This is a genomic window from Pseudomonas sp. A014 (genome assembly GCF_052378495.1).
GTDB lineage: Bacteria > Pseudomonadota > Gammaproteobacteria > Pseudomonadales > Pseudomonadaceae > Aquipseudomonas > Aquipseudomonas machongensis.
The window spans coordinates 3,415,066-3,431,411 of the sequence record NZ_CP199001.1; the positions used below are offsets into that span (position 1 = coordinate 3,415,066).

13 protein-coding genes are annotated in these 16,346 nt (G+C 64.7%); 3 read left to right on the top strand and 10 right to left on the bottom strand.

Going from position 1 to position 16,346, the window contains the following annotated elements; genetic code table 11:
- Positions 1–21 precede the first annotated feature (21 nt).
- The 3 genes from ACTYOL_RS15480 to ACTYOL_RS15490 all read right to left on the bottom strand — a co-directional run bounded on the left by ACTYOL_RS15480 (position 22) and on the right by ACTYOL_RS15490 (position 3,454).
- Entirely contained in the window at positions 22–2,511 is a 2,490-nt protein-coding gene (locus ACTYOL_RS15480) for a sensor domain-containing protein (protein WP_153772737.1), read from the bottom strand.
- A 106-nt stretch (positions 2,512–2,617) separates the two neighbouring features.
- Complete coding sequence (locus tag ACTYOL_RS15485; protein ID WP_444756537.1) at positions 2,618–3,121, bottom strand: GNAT family N-acetyltransferase; 504 nt, start codon at positions 3,119–3,121, stop codon at positions 2,618–2,620.
- A gap of 120 nt (positions 3,122–3,241) precedes the next feature.
- The gene (locus ACTYOL_RS15490) at positions 3,242–3,454 is read right to left on the bottom strand and encodes a PLDc N-terminal domain-containing protein (RefSeq protein WP_054891554.1); all 213 of its coding nucleotides are present in this window, start codon (positions 3,452–3,454) and stop codon (positions 3,242–3,244) included.
- A gap of 168 nt (positions 3,455–3,622) precedes the next feature.
- Here ACTYOL_RS15490 and ACTYOL_RS15495 point away from each other — a divergent pair, with 168 nt between their 5' ends.
- The gene (locus ACTYOL_RS15495; protein WP_054891555.1) at positions 3,623–4,630 is read left to right on the top strand and encodes a GlxA family transcriptional regulator; all 1,008 of its coding nucleotides are present in this window, start codon (positions 3,623–3,625) and stop codon (positions 4,628–4,630) included.
- A 15-nt stretch (positions 4,631–4,645) separates the two neighbouring features.
- Here the strand turns inward: ACTYOL_RS15495 and ACTYOL_RS15500 are convergent, their stop codons facing one another.
- Positions 4,646–5,314: a TetR/AcrR family transcriptional regulator gene (locus ACTYOL_RS15500; RefSeq protein ID WP_151924938.1), complete on the bottom strand. Its 669-nt coding sequence runs from the start codon at positions 5,312–5,314 to the stop codon at positions 4,646–4,648.
- A gap of 88 nt (positions 5,315–5,402) precedes the next feature.
- Positions 5,403–7,298 carry a 3-dehydroshikimate dehydratase QuiC gene (gene quiC, locus ACTYOL_RS15505; protein WP_444756538.1) on the bottom strand — a complete coding sequence of 632 codons (1,896 nt, stop codon included), beginning with the start codon at positions 7,296–7,298 and terminating at the stop codon, positions 5,403–5,405.
- A 279-nt stretch (positions 7,299–7,577) separates the two neighbouring features.
- Here quiC and ACTYOL_RS15510 point away from each other — a divergent pair, with 279 nt between their 5' ends.
- Positions 7,578–8,948, top strand: coding sequence for an MFS transporter (locus tag ACTYOL_RS15510; protein ID WP_054891558.1), 1,371 nt, complete (start codon positions 7,578–7,580; stop codon positions 8,946–8,948).
- A 33-nt stretch (positions 8,949–8,981) separates the two neighbouring features.
- On the opposite strand, the gene ACTYOL_RS15515 is transcribed toward ACTYOL_RS15510, so the two are convergent.
- The 5 genes from ACTYOL_RS15515 to ACTYOL_RS15535 all read right to left on the bottom strand — a co-directional run bounded on the left by ACTYOL_RS15515 (position 8,982) and on the right by ACTYOL_RS15535 (position 15,167).
- The gene (locus tag ACTYOL_RS15515) at positions 8,982–10,394 is read right to left on the bottom strand and encodes a DOPA decarboxylase (protein WP_063545254.1); all 1,413 of its coding nucleotides are present in this window, start codon (positions 10,392–10,394) and stop codon (positions 8,982–8,984) included.
- A 107-nt stretch (positions 10,395–10,501) separates the two neighbouring features.
- The gene (locus ACTYOL_RS15520; protein ID WP_054891560.1) at positions 10,502–11,446 is read right to left on the bottom strand and encodes a LysR family transcriptional regulator; all 945 of its coding nucleotides are present in this window, start codon (positions 11,444–11,446) and stop codon (positions 10,502–10,504) included.
- 74 nt (positions 11,447–11,520) lie between these two features.
- Entirely contained in the window at positions 11,521–12,231 is a 711-nt protein-coding gene (locus tag ACTYOL_RS15525) for a YebC/PmpR family DNA-binding transcriptional regulator (protein ID WP_023631852.1), read from the bottom strand.
- Positions 12,232–12,444: 213 nt separating this feature from the next.
- Complete coding sequence (locus ACTYOL_RS15530) at positions 12,445–13,836, bottom strand: FAD-dependent oxidoreductase (protein WP_153772741.1); 1,392 nt, start codon at positions 13,834–13,836, stop codon at positions 12,445–12,447.
- 14 nt (positions 13,837–13,850) lie between these two features.
- Positions 13,851–15,167 (bottom strand): MFS transporter, encoded by a 1,317-nt coding sequence (locus ACTYOL_RS15535; protein ID WP_112898534.1) that lies wholly within the window; start codon positions 15,165–15,167, stop codon positions 13,851–13,853.
- A 239-nt stretch (positions 15,168–15,406) separates the two neighbouring features.
- Between ACTYOL_RS15535 and ACTYOL_RS15540 the strand changes: the two genes are divergently transcribed.
- A complete protein-coding gene (locus tag ACTYOL_RS15540; RefSeq protein ID WP_125929634.1) occupies positions 15,407–16,276 on the top strand; it encodes a LysR substrate-binding domain-containing protein in 870 nt (289 codons plus the stop codon).
- The last annotated feature ends 70 nt before the right edge of the window (positions 16,277–16,346 follow it).

Genomic DNA, 16,346 nt, shown 5'->3' on the forward strand with positions numbered 1-16,346 from the left:
CCGCGAAGCAGACACCGTGCCTCAGTCCCTGACAATCCTGCCCGGCTTCTTCAGGCGCTCGCTGGCCGGTGCCGGTCGCCCATAGAAGTAGCCCTGGAAATGCGAACACCCTTCTGCCGCCAGGCGCTCCATCTGCTCGGCCGACTCCACGCCCTCGGCCGTGGTCTTGATCTTCAGGCTGTTGGACAGCTCGGTGATCGCGCGGATGATCGACATCGCCTCGCGACTGTCGCACATGTCGTGGACGAAGGATTTGTCGATCTTGATCCGGTCGAACGGGAACGAGCGTAGGTAACCCAGCGACGAATAGCCGGTGCCGAAATCGTCCAGCGAGATCGACACGCCAAGCTCTTTCAGCTCCCGCAGGATGCGCACGTTCTCCTCGCTGTTGCCCAGCAGCACCGACTCGGTGATCTCCAGCTCCAGGCGATGCGGGGCAAGCCCTGAGTCCGACAGTGCCAGGGAAACGGTGTGCACCAGCCCAGTGTTCTTGAACTGCACCGGCGACAGGTTGACCGACACCACCTCCTGCCCTTCCCAGGTCGCCGCCTCCTGGCAGGCGAGATTCAACACGCGGGCGCCAATCTCGTGGATCAGCCCGGTCTCCTCGGCGATGGGAATGAAATCCATGGGCATGATCAGGCCACGACTGGGGTGTTCCCAGCGCAGCAGCGCCTCGTAGCCGGTGACGCTGTTGCACTGCTGGTCCACCACCGGCTGGTAGTGCAATTGCAGTTGCCCCAGGTGCAGGGCTGTGCGCAGGTCGGTCTCCACCAGGCGGCGCTGGCGTGCGGCAACGTCGAGTTCGACATGGAAGCATTCGTAGCGGTTGCGGCCATTGCGCTTGGCTTCGTACAGGGCCATGTCGGCGTAGCCGAGCAGTTGCTCGGCGTTGTCCTGGTCCTCGGGCGCAAAGGCAATGCCAATGCTCACACCGACAGCGAACTGGTGCCCTTCGATCTGGAACGGCGGGCAGATCGCATCGATCAGGCGTCGGGCGGTATTGCAGGCCGCTTCGCGGTTGTCCAGCCCGGCCAGAACCACGGCGAACTCATCCCCACCTAGCCGGGCCAAGGTGTCGTGCTCGCGCAGCTCCCGACGCAGGCGCTTGCCCAGGGCACGCAGCAGTTTGTCGCCGAAGGCATGGCCGAGGGAGTCGTTGATGTTCTTGAAGTTGTCCAGGTCCAGGCACAAGGTGGCGGTCAGCTTGCCACTGTCCTCGCCGCGCGCCAGCGCCTGCTTGAGGCGCTCATGGAACAAGGTGCGATTGGGCAGGCCGGTCAGCGCATCGTGATGGGCCATGTGGTGAATCTGCGCATGGGCTGCCAGTTCTTCAGTGGCGTCCTCGGCGATGAACAGCACGTAATCGGCCTGGTTGTCGCGGTTCTGGCTGAGCAGCGCGCGACTGCGCAAGGTGCGGGCACCCGCGACGGTTTCGACACGGGTTTCAGCGGCGTAGCCCTTGGCACTGCGTGCGCCGCGCGCCAGTTGCTGCTCGAGAAACTCGGCGGCAGCCGGCACCGCGCAATCTGCGGGCAGCGTGCCAATCAGGCTCGCCCCCTGGCCACCGAACAAGCGCTCGGCCTGCTGGTTGGCCAACAGGATGCGCTGGCTGACCAGGTCTTGGACGATGACACAGGCTGGAATATTGGCGATCACCGAATCGAGAAACTGCGACAGGGTACTCATCTCCTGGCTGTACTGCTCGGCCAGCTCCTTGGCCTGCAGCAGCTCCAGCTCGTAGCGACGACGCTCGGAGATGTCACGGGTCACCTTGGCGAAACCGATCAGTTGGCCGCTGTCCTCGTCATGGATGGCCTCGATCACCACGCTGGTCCAGAAATGCGAGCCGTCCTTGCGCTGGCGTACACCTTCGGCCTGGAAGCGCCCTTCCCGACGGGCCGTCTCCAGCCCCTGTTCGGGCAGGCCACCGACGCGGTCTTCATGGGTGTAGAACACCGAGAAATGCTGGCCGACGATTTCATCGGCCTTGTAGCCCTTGGCTCGCTCGGCCCCGGCGTTCCAGTTGATCACATGGCCGGCGCTGTCGAGCATATAGATGGCATAGTCGCGCACGCCCTGCACCAGCAGGCGGAAATGCCGCTCCTGCTCGCGCTGGGCCATCTGTGCATGGTACTGCTCGGTGCAATCACGGGTGATCTTGGCGAAACCCACCAGTTGCCCGTCGTCGTCATGCACCGCCTCGATCACCACATGGGCGCGCAGCAGGCTGCCGTCCTTGCGCAGGCGCCAGCCATGCTCCTCGAAACGACCACAGCGGCGCGCCTGCTCGAGGTTGGCTTGCGGCAGGCCGGCAGCACGGTCCGCCTCGCTGTAGAACAGCGAGTAGTGCTGCCCGACAACCTCGGCGGCCTCATAGCCCTTGGCGCGCTGCGCCCCCGGGTTCCAGTTGGCGACCACCCCCTCCGGGGTCAGCAGGTAGATGGCATAGTCCACCACGCTCTGGATCAACAACCGGTACATGACGTCGGGGCTCGCGACTAGCGACATGGCATTCTTCCTGAACCTGCGGGGCCGTTTTTCAAGATACTGGCATTATGCCGTTGAGCGACAGGATTTTGTGAAGTGGATCACAAAAATTCGCGCATGCTGGACCTCAGTGACGCACCGCCGCGACGCGCCATGTGTGCAATTGCGGGTCATCTTCCGGCGCGATTGCCTGCACGGCGCGTGGCAACTCGGCGACGACGCGGCTGCAAAAGGCCATGGCCGCTTCATCCTGCCGATAGCAGCGCAACAGCCAGTCATGCGCGCCACTGCAGAGCATCTGGCACGCTATTGCCCGGCCAATGCCTTGACGGCGATAGCGCTTGAGGATGAACAGGTCGGCCAGCTCGAGGGCCTCGACCCCGGGCAGCTCGCTACGCTCGACCAGCACGAAACCGGCGATGAAGCCGTCGACCAGCACCAGGCGGGCGCCCCAGCCGGGCGATTGCCAGTAGCGCGCCATGTGCGCCTCGTGCAGGTAGAAACGCCCATCCGCCTCGACGTCTTCCTGCTCCCAGTCCGAGGACTCGTAGGCATAGAACTGGTAAAGATTGCGGATGATTTCGGCGTGTTCAGGGCCGGTCGGGAACAGCTCGAGTGACGGCGCTGACATAGGGGCAGGCTCGCTGAGGGCAGGAGCGGCGATTCTACCCGCCCAGACAGGTTTTTCCAGGGATCGGCACCGAGATCCAAGTCCGTGGCGCCTGTCCTTGCGACAGGCGCCAGGCAAGGCTCATTTCTCTTCCAGCACGGCCCTGCCCTTCACCGCCCGCGGCCCGCGCCAGGCCCAGAACAACAGGCCGGGGAACGGCGCCCAAACCACGAACACGACCCACAACATCTTGCGCTCGGCACGGCGCTCGCTGCCGATGATGTGCCATATCGCCCAGATCTGCAGAAGAATCACCAGCACTGCGACGAGGATCCAGACCGTTCCGATTTCCATGAGCGTTCTCCTGTGAGCATGTAATGCATTTGTTCACGCCAGGCGCCAAGGGTTCATTCCAATCCGCGTACCGCCAGTGCAGGGCTCGCGGCATTATCCGGCCAGTGATTGTCTTTCCCGGCAACTCCCAGCACACTCCCTGCGCCATCGAAGGAAACGGAGTCCGCTGTGCCCACGCCTCGCCAGTTCAGCAAGAAGACTAGCACCAGTAACATGTTGCGGCTCAAATCCGGCGCCAGCGACGAACAGGTGCCGTACCGCGTCGACTTCGTTCTGCTCGAGCATTTTTCCATGGCCAGTTTCACCGTGGCGATGGACGTGCTGGTCACCGCCAACCTGCTGCGAGCCGACAGCTTCCGCTTCACCCCGCTGTCGCTCGAAGGTGACCGGGTGCTGAGTGACCTGGGGCTGGAACTGGTGGCCAGCGAGCTGGACCCGCGCAAGCTCAAGGAGCCCGACCTCCTGGTCATCTGCGCCGGCCTGCGCACCCCGCTCAAATACCCCGAACTCGACCGCCTGCTGGGCGACTGCGCGGCCCACGGCATGGCCCTGGGTGGCTTGTGGAGCGGTGCATGGTTCCTCGGCCGCGCCGGGGTGCTGGGCGACTACGGTTGCAGCATCCACCCCGAACAGCGGGCCAGCCTCGCCGAACGCAGCCCGCAGACGCGCATCACGCCGGCCAGCTTCACCCTTGATCGCGATCGCCTGACCGCCGCCAGCCCCAATGGCGCCATGGAACTGATGCTGGGCCTGGTACGCCGGCTGTATGGCGACGCCTTGGCCGAAGGTGTCGAAGAGATCCTGTCGTTCTCCGGCGCCCGCTATCGCCAGGTCGGGCCCGGGGCGAAGAAGTCCATGAGCCTGCAACTGCGCACCATTGTCGAGCTGATGGAAAACAACCTGGAAGAGACCCTCAGCCTCGATCAGCTGGCCGCCTACAGCGGCCGCTCGCGTCGGCAGATCGACCGCTTGTTCCAGGCCCAGCTCGGTACCTCGCCGCGGCGCTACTACATGGAGCTGCGCATCACCAAGAGCCGGCGGCTGCTGCAGTACTCAGACCTGTCGGTCATGGAAGTGGCGGTGGCGTGCGGGTTCGTTTCGGTGTCGCACTTCAGCAAGTGCTACGCGGCGTATTTCGGCTACCCGCCTTCACGTGAGCAGCGGCTGGGCGAGTGATGCAGATGCTGGGCATCAGGCGCGGATGTAGTTGAGCACGGCTTCGCAGATCATCTGCTTGTGGCGCAGCTTGATTGCGTCGTCCGCCAGGTCGATCTGGAAGATCTGGCCGAAGGTATGCCGGTTCGAGACCCGATAGAAGCAGAACGAACTCATCAGCATATGCAGGTCGATGACCTCGATGCCCGCACGGAACATGCCTTCCTCGACCCCGCGCTGCAGGGTGCGCGCCAGTGATTCGAGCACCAGGCTGCTCATTTCGCGGATCACCGGCGCCTGCTTGACGAACTCACCGTAATGGATGTTTTCGGTACAGACGATGCGTACGAAGTCGACATTGTGGTCGTGGTGATCGAAGGTGAACTCCACCAGTCGGCGGATCGCCTGCTCGACCGGCAGCGACTCCAGGTCCAGGCTGTGCTCGGTCTTGCGGATGTCGCCGTAGAGCTTGACCAGGCATTCCAGGTACAGCTGTTCCTTGCTGCCGAAGTAGTAGTAGATCATGCGCTTGGAAGTGGCGGTGCGCTCGGCGATCGCATCGACCCGCGCGCCAGCCAGGCCTTGCTGGACGAACTCGTGGATCGCAGCCTGGAGAATGTCCTCGCGGGTTTTCTCCGGGTTGTTCTTGCGCGACTTGCGCGCCCCGCCCTCGGACTGACCGAGGCTGACTTGCGGATCACTCATACCGACTCACAGGCTGTTGTTTGGAATGTGCGGGGATTATCCGTGAGCCGGGCGGTGCAGGGAAGCGCGAGGGTGCATGTGCGGCTTGCTAGCCACCCGCACTCGCGCGCAGCTTGGCCATCGCCGCCAGGCGCACCGCCACGTTCGCCGCGCCATACCCCGCGTAGTCCCCCTTGCGCTGGAGGATCTCGAAGAAGAAACGCCCCTCGAACGGTTCGGTGTACACATGGAACAGCTCGCCGCCCTGCGCATCGCGGTCGTACAGCACGTTGTAGTAAGCAAGCTCGCTGAGGAACTCATCGTCGAACTCGAAGCGCGCCGCCAGATCGTCGTAGTAGTTCATCGGGATCTCCAGCAATGGCACGCCAGCCTCCTTGGCCCGTGTGACCTCGGCGAAGATGTCGGCGCAGTCGAAGGCGATATGGTGCACGCCCGAACCACGGTAGCTCGACAGGGCGTGGGCGATGGCCGTGTTGCGGTTCTCGGAGATGTTCAGCGGCAGGCGCAACGTCGCGCACGGGCTGCGCAGGGCGCGGCTCTTGACCAGACCATAAGGGTCGGGCAGTACCACTTCGTCGTCGGCGGTGAAGTCGAACAGGCTCTTGTAGAACAGCACCCAACTGTCCAGACCCTCGGCCGGCAAGGCCAAGGCCATGTGGTCGATGCGCTGCAGCCCGCCACCGGCAGTGGCCGACGGATCGAGGCAGAAATCACTGTCATAGATGCCCTGCCCTGCCCCGGCCGGCTCCACCAGGTAGATCAGACTGCCATCCGGCGCGCGCACCGCCGGGATTTCCCGCTCGTTGGGGCCGACCAGACCACGGAATGGCTGACCACGATAGGCCATTGCCCGCTGCAGCGCCGCCTGGGCGTCATCCACGCGCAAGGCTGCAGCGCACAGCGATGGACCATGAGCCTCGTAGAAGTTGTGGGCAAAGGAATAGGGTTCGGCGTTGAGCACGATATTGATATCACCCTGGCGCAGCAGCCTGACCGCCTTGCTGCGGTGCTGACCGGCCTCGGCGAACCCCAGGCGCTTCAACCACCCACCCAGCCGCGCACCGACCGCGTCATCTACGGCGAACTCGACGAACTCCACTCCGTCATAACGGCTCGCCGCAGGCGGTGCGAACAGCACGCCGGGTTCCACTGCGACCGCCTGCTCGGCCAGCCGCACGCGGGTCTTTTCCTCCAGGTACAGCAACGAGCGCAGACCATCGGCGGCGTTCTGACGCGAAGGTGCGGCACGAAAGCCATCGTTGAAAATCTCAAGCGACAGCGGGCCGCGATACCCACTGGCGATGATCGGCGCAAGGAAACCTGCGAGGTCCATCTCGCCCTGGCCGGGGAAACAGCGAAAATGCCGACTCCACTCCAGCACGTCCATGGCCAGGATCGGCGCATCGGCCATCTGAACGAAGAAAATTTTCTCGCCAGGGATATCGCGGATCGCACTGGGATCGCCCTTGAGCGAGAGCGTGTGGAAGCTGTCGAGAATCACCCCCAGCGCCGGATGATCGACCTTGCGCACCAGGTGCCACACCTGCTGCCAGGTGTTGACGTGACGCCCCCAGGCCAAAGCTTCGTAACCGATGCGCAGGCCCCGCGCCCCGGCATGCTCGGCCAACAGGCGCAGGTCATCGACCAGCAGTTGCTCATCGCCCAGCGCATCGGGCTGCACGTTGCTGCACACCAGCACCAGGTCGGTGCCCAGTTCCTGCATCAGGTCGAACTTGCGCGCCGCGCGGTCGAGGTTCTTGTGCAGACGATCACGGCGGCAGCCCTCGAAGTCGCGAAACGGCTGAAACAGCGTGATGGCCAGCCCCAGGTCCGCACACCGCTGCCGAATTTCACGCGGGGCACCGGCGTAATGGAGCAGGTCGTTCTCGAAGATCTCGACGCCATCAAAGCCTGCGGCAGCGATGGCTTCGAGCTTTTCAGGCAGGGTACCGCTGAGTGAGACGGTGGCGATCGAACGCTGCATGTTGAGTTCCTTGTTGTTTGTACAGGCGCAGGTTCGTCTGACCCATGAGCCTGCTTGTTCTCGACGATGGCAGGATCGATTATTCGCAGGTAAAGTCGGGACGGCAATGCACTTTGTACGAAATGGTTAGTTTGTGTTCGATAATCGAACAAAAGCCAACCAAGCGAATTGATTCACCGCAGAACCCTGGACCACCATGGATTCAGTCGCCGCCATCCGGGCTCATGCCTGCCCGAGGGCGACCGCCATCCGACAACCAACAAGAACAACGGAGACACCATGGCCCACTCTTCACAGGCCAAGAAAGCCACCGCCAGCGGGTGGATCGGCTCGGCCCTCGAGTACTACGATTTCTTCATCTATGCCCAGGCGGCAGCGTTGATCTTCCCGCAGATCTTCTTCCCGTCCAGTGACCCGAAGATGGCCATCATCGCCTCCCTTGCCACCTATGGCGTCGGCTACCTGGCTCGTCCGGTCGGCGCCTTCGTGCTCGGCCATTGGGGTGACACGCGAGGACGCAAGAACGTGCTGCTGCTGTGCATGTTCCTGATGGGCATCTCGACCATGGCCGTAGGCCTGCTGCCCACCTACCACGACATCGGCCTCCTCGCCCCTGCCTTGCTGGTGGTCCTGCGCCTGGTCCAAGGCTTCGCCGTGGCCGGAGAGATCTCCGGCGCCAGTTCCATGATCATGGAGCACGCGCCCTTCGGACGTCGCGGCTACTACGCCAGCTACACCCTGCAAGGCGTGCAGGCCGGCCAGGTGATGGCCGCTGCGGTATTCCTGCCACTGGCCTACTTCATGCCCAGCGAAGCGTTCAACGAATGGGGCTGGCGCATTCCGTTCCTGATGAGTGCAGTGGTGCTGATCGCAGGCTTCATCATCCGCAAGGAAGTGCACGAAACCCCGGCATTCGTTCAGGAAGAAAAACAGGACAAGGTGGCCAAGTCCCCAATCGGCGAAGCGTTCCGCCACAGCTGGAAACACATGGTGCTGGTGATGTTCATGGCACTGATGAACGTGATCCCGGTGGTCGCCACCATCTTCGGTGCGGCCTATGCCGTGCAGCCGGCCTACGGCATCGGTTTCGACAAGAGCGTGTACCTGTGGATCCCGGTGGTGGGCAATATCGTCGCGGTGCTGGTGATCCCGTTCGTGGGCAATCTGTCGGACCGCATCGGCCGGCGCCCGACCATGATTGCCGGGTGCCTGGGATCGGGCCTGCTGGCGTTCGTCTACCTGTATGCGATCAGCATCCAGAACGTGCCACTGGCCTTCGTCGGCTCGATCCTGATGTGGGGCATGGTCTACCAGGGCTACAACGCCGTGTTCCCAAGCTTCTACCCCGAGCTGTTCCAGACCCGCTACCGGGTGTCGGCCATGGCCATCGCACAGAACATCGGCACCATGCTCACGGCGATGCTGCCGGCGCTGTTCGCAGCCGTCGCCCCACCCGGTTCGGAGCATATCTGGCTGGTAGTCGGGGCACTGGCCTTCGCCATCACCTGCGTGTGTGCACTGGCCGCCTATGTGGCGCCTGAAACCTACCGGATGGCGATGGAAGACCTGGGTAACCCGCAGGCCAAACCGCTGGAAAAGGACGCCTATGAAGCCAGCCGCAAAAGCAGCTTCGAGGTGGTGAGCCCGTAAGGCCGTCGGGGCCGCACAGCGGCCCCGGCAACCTCAAGCCTTGACCACCGCCTGCAGGTTTCTCCACAACCGCTCCACATCCGCCCGTTCCGTCGGCAGCGCGCCGACCGACACCCGTACCATCCACCGGCCTTGCAGGGTGGCCGGGGTCACGTAGGCATCGCCGGAAGCGTTGAGCCGGTCTGCCCAGCCACGGGTGTGCTCATCCAGCGCCTCACCGTCCAGCCCCTCTGGTTCATGCCGAATGCACAGGGTCTGCAACTGCACCGGCGCCAGCAGTTTCCAACCCGGCGCCGCCGCGACCTGCTCGGCCAGCCATCGGGCATTTTCCAGGTCTCGGCGCAGGCGCTGCTGCAAGGCCTCGACCCCTTCGCTGCGCAGCATGAACCACAGCTTCAGCGCACGGAACCTCCGCCCCAGCGGTATGCCCCAGTCGCGCAGGTTCTTCACTTCGCCATCCACCGACGACTGCAGGTAGCTGGGGTTGGTACTCATCACCCGGATCAGGTGCTGCGGGTCGCGCACGTAATAGATCGAACAGTCGAAGGCCACGCCCAGCCACTTGTGCGCATTGACTACCACCGAGTCGGCCAGCTCGATGCCGTCCCACATCCAGCGGCATTCGGGGAGGATCATCGCCGAGCCTGCCATCGCCGAATCGACATGCAGCCACAACCCCGCCGCCTGGGCGATCTCACCAACCGGGCGCAACGGGTCCAGGGCCGTGGTGGCGGTAGTGCCGGTGGTGGCAACCACGGCGCAGGGCTGATTGCCGGCGGCCAGGTCCTGCTCGATGGCGGCCTGCAGCGCTTCGGGGATCATGGCGAAGCGCTCGTCCGTTGGGATCTGGCGAATGTTGTCGCGGCCGAACCCGGCCAGCAGTGCGGCCTTGTCCACCGAGCTGTGGGCATGGGCACTGACGTAGACGATCAGCGGCTTGTCCTGGGCCTGCAGGCCGCCGCGGGCGAGGATGTAGTCGGTGCTGCGCTCACGTGCGCTGATCAGCGCGACCAGGGTGCTGGTGGAGGCCGTGTCCTGGATCACCCCGCTCCACTGCGCCGACAGCCCCAGCAGTTGGCGCAGCCAGTCGAGGGTAGTTTCCTCCAGCTCGCTCAGGGCCGGGCTGGACTGCCAGGACAGGCCGAGCACGCCAAGCCCTGTGCTGAGGAAGTCGCCGAGAACCGACGACAGCGTGCCGTTGGAGGGGAAGTAGCCGTAGAAGTCGGGATGCTGCCAGTGCGACAGGCCGGGCATCACCAGGCTGGAGACATCATCGAGGATGGCGGCGAACGGCTCGCCCTGCTGCGGCGCAGCCTCGGGCAGCGCGGCCTTGAGGTAGCCGGGCTCGACCTGGGCCATCACCGGGCGCTCGCCGACGGTCTGGCGATAGTCGGCGATCAGGTCGATAAGCTGGTGGCCGTATTGGCGGAATTGTTCGGGGGTCACTGGGCTGGCTCCTGGGCGAAGGGATGAGGTGTCAGCACCGACACCCCGCAATCAGCCCAGTCTAGGCAACCCGCCGTCGGGCAATAACCCCGTTTCGCGCATAGCTGCTATCGCAACCGCGCATCCCCGCCCTGCACGCCAAACGACGACTGGCGCCACAGCTCGAATACCCGGTTACGCAACCAGCGGTGCTCGGCCGAGGCCTGCAAGCGCTGATGCCAGACCACCCAGTAGCGCTGACTGTGCTCGATGAAGCCCAGCGGCCGCCAGGCCAGGCCATGCAAACGGCAAAGCTGGCGGGCGATATGCTCCGGCACCGTGGCCAACGCCTGACCATTGCCGATCACCTGCACCATGGCACTGAAGAACGGCACCTGCAGCTGCATGCGCCGCTGCAGGCCCTGGGCACGCAGGTGTCGGTCGATGAAGCTGTCCTTGTCGCCGCCGCCGGAAACCCGCACATGGCGATAGGCAAGGTAGTCGTCCTGGCTGATCGTGGTGCAGGCGGCCAGCGGATGCCCGCCCGCCATCAGGCACACCGCACGGTCTTCACCGAGCAGCCGGCCATGCAGGTTGGGCGGGGACTCATCGAACAGTGTGGTGGCCAGATCGACCTCACCACTGGCCAGCGAGGCGTATTGGCCGGCCTGCCAGGTGCGGTACTCGAGGGATACCCCGGGCGCCTCATGCTCCAGTGCCGTCACCAGGTCCGGAAGGATGTGCTCGGCCACATAGTCGGAGGCGGCGATGCAGAAACGCCGCTCGCAACGCGCCGGGTCGAAGGCGGCAGGCTGGCGCAGGGCGCTGAGCTCATCGAGCACCTGGCGCAAGGGTTCGACCAAGGTTTCGGCATGTTCGCTGAGCACATAGCCGCGCCCCTGGCGGACCAGCAGCGGGTCGCCGAAGGCATCGCGCAGGTGAGCGAGCTGCCGACTGAGGGCCGACTGGCTGCAACCCAGGCGCTCGGCGGCGTGGCTGAGGTTCTTCAATTGCAGGAGGCAATCGAGGGTGCGCAGGTGGGCCAGGCTCAGTGAGGCGAAGGTGGGGGTCATGGGGTGACCTGCGCGGGTGGGGTGGAGGGCCCCATGGCGGGGCCCATCGGGCCGCGAGGCGGCCCGGCAGGAAGTCAGTCCGTCAGACCGACATAGACGTTCTGCACGTCTTCGTTCTCGTCGATCGCCTCAAGGAAGGCCTCGACCTCGGCCAGGGCTTCAGCACTCAGGCTGGCGGCGCTCACCGGGTTTTTCGGGGTGTAGCCGATCTTCGCGGAGGTGACGGTGAAACCATGCTCGGGCAGGGCCTTCTGCACCGCGTCCAGGTCGGTGGTGTCGGTGATGAACAGGGTCGAGCCCTCTTCCTCGCCGTCTTCGAAGTCCTGGGCGCCAGCTTCGATGGCGGCCATTTCCGGGTCGGCATCACCTTCCGGGGTAGCCTCGATCAGGCCGACATGGTTGAAGTCCCAGGCCACCGAGCCGCTTGCGCCGAGCTGGCCCTTGCGGAACAACACCCGGATCTGGGCGACGGTACGGTTCACGTTGTCGGTCAGGCATTCGACGATCAGCGGCACCTGGTGCGGGGCAAAGCCCTCGTAGCTGACGGCATGGTACTGCACCGCCTCGCCATCCAGGCCAGCGCCTTTCTTGATCGCACGCTCGAGGGTTTCGCGGGTCATCGAGGCTTTCTTGGCCTGGACGATCGCCAAGCGCAGACGCGGGTTCATATCCGGGTCGGCGCCCGACTTGGCCGCGATCTGGATCTCCTTGGCCAACTTGCCCATGATCTTGCCCTTGGCGTTGGCGGCCGTTTCTCTATGCTTGGCTTTCCACTGTGCGCCCATCTCGACTCTCTTTGTCTCAGCGGCCGGTTCAGGAAGCGACCGGCCAAAAGTGGGGAGAGTTTATACGCCCTCGCGGGTGGGATCGACAAGAAATCGCATGGCGGACATTCGCGGGCAACTCGCAGCGGCGAACCGCCGCCCCTGCAAGCGGTGGGTACCTGTGGGAGCGGCGGTGCGGCGACCCGACTTGCCCGCGAAAATGCCCACACCGACTCAGCCCTTGTCCGCCTTCCCCGCCGCCGCCGCGAACTTCGCCAACCGCACATCCAGCCGCCGCGGGCGCAGCCCTCGGTCTTCGGCGCGCTCCTTGCGCCGCACGGCATCGCGCACCATCAGCGACCCCAAGTAGCGGATCGGCTCCGGCGGGAACTGCCCCAGCGGCCCCTTGACCAGGGGCGAGCGCGTCCAGGCGTTGTCCATCCCCAGGGCCAGCGACGAAAGGATCTGCCCGCCCATGTGGCAAGGCCCTACCCCGCTGCCGGAATAGCCGAAGCCGTAGAACACGTTGCCCTGCCCGTCCAGCCGGCCGAAGAACGGCAAGCCGGTCACCGAGCGATCCGATGGCCCGTTCCAGCTCGCGGCCAGCGGCACCTCGGCCAGCGCCGGGAAGAACTCGCCCAAGGTCCGTTTCAGCAGCGATCGATAGGGCGATGGCTGATCGAAGACCGGTAGCATGCGCCCGCCATAGGCGAAGGTATTGCCGCCCTTGCCGAGCATCAGCCGACCGTCGGGGGTGTTGTGGTAGTAATGCACGAAGATGCGCGAATCGAGCACGCTGATGCCGGTCTCCAGGCCCGTCTGGCGCAACAGTTCGGGGCACGGCTCGGTGATCACCATGTCGCTGGAGACGATCGCCACGCTGCGCTCGAACTGCGCGAACTGTCGCGCCATCCAGGCATTGAGGCCCAGCACGACCCGGTCGGCACGCACGGTGCCGTGGGCAGTGCGCACCTGCACCGGGACGCCGTGCTCAAGGCTGGTCATCGCCGTGCCCTCGTGGATGCGCACGCCGAGCTGCAGCGCGACCCGGCGCAGGCCACGCACCAGCTTGCCCGGCTGTACCGTGGCGGCCGCTGGCGAGAACCAGCCTTCCCGGTGGCGGTCAGAGCCTGCCCGACGCTGCACCTCATCCAGCGCCAGACGCTGGAACGAGTTGATGCCCTGGCGCTGCAGCGCCGCGATCACCGCATCGGTACTGCCGACCTGGGCGGCATTGGTGGCGGTATACAAGGTGCCGTCCATGCGGTAGTCGCAGTCGATGTGATGTTCGGCGCAGAACGTGCCGATGGCCGCGATACTGCGCTCCGACTCACGGACCAGGCGCACCGCCTCGGCCACACCGAACAAGCGCTCCAGGGTGAAGTACTTGGCCGACCACGACAGCGCACAACCACCATTGCGCCCGCTGGCACCGGCGCCGCAGATATCCGCCTCGATCAGCAGCACATCCAACGCCGGCACCGCCTCCTTGAGCATCAGCGCGGTCCACAAGCCGGTATAGCCGCCACCGACGATACACACATCACAGCGCACATCACCTTGCAGCGGCGGGCATACCGCTTCGTTTTGCGGATCCAGGGCCTGTTGCAGCCAGAACGGTCTCATCGTTTCACTTTCCTTCAGGTACGTACCGGCTTGATCGCCATGCCGGTGTTGGGGGCCACGTCATGTACCGCCTCCGCACTGGCCGGGCGGCTGTTCCAGTGCGGCAGCAGCACCAGGGCGGAGAACAGCGCAGTGCCGGCGAACACGATGAACACCGTGACGCTGTCGAAATAGCCCGGCAGCAGGCCACCCAACACCGCACCCACCGAGCCGCAGCCATTGACGAACCCGGCTGCCGTGGCGCCGGCCTTGGCGGTGCCGAAGTCGATCGCGGCCGCGCCGCTGATCATCGAGTCAGGTCCGTACAGGGTCAGGCCCATGACGAACAACAGCGCAACGACCAGAACCACACTGCCGCTGTGCATTGCGGCCATGAAACCCGCCAGGGTGAAGGTCAGCAGCACCAGGCTGATCACGCAGGCAGGCATGCGCCGGGCACCGAACAGCTTGTCCGAGGCCAGGCCGATGAGGATCGGGCCGAGCAACCCGGCCAGCTCGAAGGCTGTGGGAATGATCGCCGCGCCAACCTTGCCTACCGAGGGCATCTGCTCGAAAACGATCACCGGCCCCCACAGCAGAATGGCGTAGCGCGCCGGCTTGAGCATGAAGTAGGCAAGACCCAACGTGAGTACCGTGCGGTTGCGCAGGATTTCGCGCAGCGGCGCCCAGACGCTGCACAGGTTCGCGCCTGGCGTCATGCTCTGCGGCTCCGGCTCCACCGCCGGCAGGCCGACGTCTTCGGGCTTATTGCGCTGCAAGAAGAAGAACAGCAGCGCTACCGCTGCCACCACCACGGCGCTGGAGAAAAACGCTGCGTGCCAGCTGCCAACCAGGGTGTACGCCCACCACCCGGCAAAGGGCGAGGCCACCAGGCCGCCAAAGGCGTAGCACGAACTCCATAGCCCAAGTACCCGGCCACGCTGGGACGACGGGAAGAAACTGCCGATGTTCTTGCACAGCCCTGCCCAGCCGGTCGACTGCGCCAGGCCCTGGATCAGCATGCAGGTGGCGAAGATCGGGAAGGTCGCGTAACTGCCCATCACCACCGCTGCTGCGGCCGAGATCAGCAGGCCGCCGAGTACCACCACGCGTGGGCCGAAGCGGTCGGCGAGCATGCCCCAGGTGAACTGGCCCACGGCGTAGGCCGCCAGGTAGATCGCGTCGAGGTTGGCCATGGCGGCCTTGTCGAGCATGAAGCCTGGATCTTCAGCAATGCCAAGCTTGGCGACCGAGAAGGCCTTGCGGGTGAAGTAGAAGGCGGCGTAGGCCAGCCAGGTGATGGCGAAGATCTGCATGCGCCACCGCTTGATGGCACCGAAAGACTGGTTCATTTGACTCTGACCTCTTGCTGAGTGTGCCGGCAGAATGTGAAGAAACGCCTGTCTTGTTGTTGTGTTGCGCACTGCATGACGGAGGGACGTCATCTGGCTGGACCATGGCCCGGTGCAGGCGCTTTTGGCGCCGCCTCGGGTTGAGCGACATGGAAGCAGCTGATGACTGATAAATAAAATCGATTTATCGTATTTCACACATAAGCCCAGCTTTTAACTGAACCTGTTCCGAGGTGTTCATGTCGGTCTCGCAAGCGCAGCTCAAGGCCTTTCACGCCGTGGCCGAACACGGCAGCTTCACCCGGGCCGCCGAGAAACTCTTCCTCACCCAGCCGGCGGTGTCCGACCAGGTGCGCAAGCTGGAGGAACGCTTCGGCGTGCTGCTGTTCCAGCGCAACAAGCGCTCGGTGCAGCTCACCGACCTGGGCGAACGCCTGTTGGGCATCAGCCAACGCCTGTTCGCCTGTGAAGCCGAAGCCCTGGAGCTGCTGCAGGATTCGCGAGCCCTGCACACCGGCAGCCTGGTGCTGGCGGTGGATGCCCCCGTGCACGTACTGCCGCAGGTTGCGCGCTTCTGCCAGCGCTACCCGGGGATTCAGGTCAAGATCGAGACGGGCAACACCGATGAGTCGCTCGCGCGCCTGTTCAGCTACCAGGCCGACCTGGCCCTGCTCGGGCGCGACGTCGATGACGAGCGGCTGTTCTGCGTGCCGATGCGGCGTGACCCGATGGTGGCCTTCGTGTCCCGGGACCACCCTTGGGCCAGCCGCGCCTCGATCAGCCTGGCCGACCTGGACGACACGCCGCTGGTCTTGCGTGAGCCCGGCTCGGTGACACGCCAGACCCTGGAAGAAGAGATGCAGCGCGCGGGCCTGCGCATCCGCCCGGCCATCCAGGTCGAGGGACGTGAAGCGGCGCGTGAAGCGGTGGTGGTGGGGATTGGCGTGGGGGTGGTGTCGGCGGCGGAGTTCGGCGCCGACTCACGGGTGTGCGCGCTGCCCATCGTCGATTGCCAACGCCACCTGACCGAGACGCTGGTGTGCCTGAGCGAACAACGCACGCGACGAGTGGTGGCGACGTTTCTGCAGATGGTGCAAGAGGCGCTGTGACTCCATCGGTGCCGCCCCTGCGATCAGGCCGGCCCCGACAACCCTGCAATCTGCCCTATGCTGATGACTC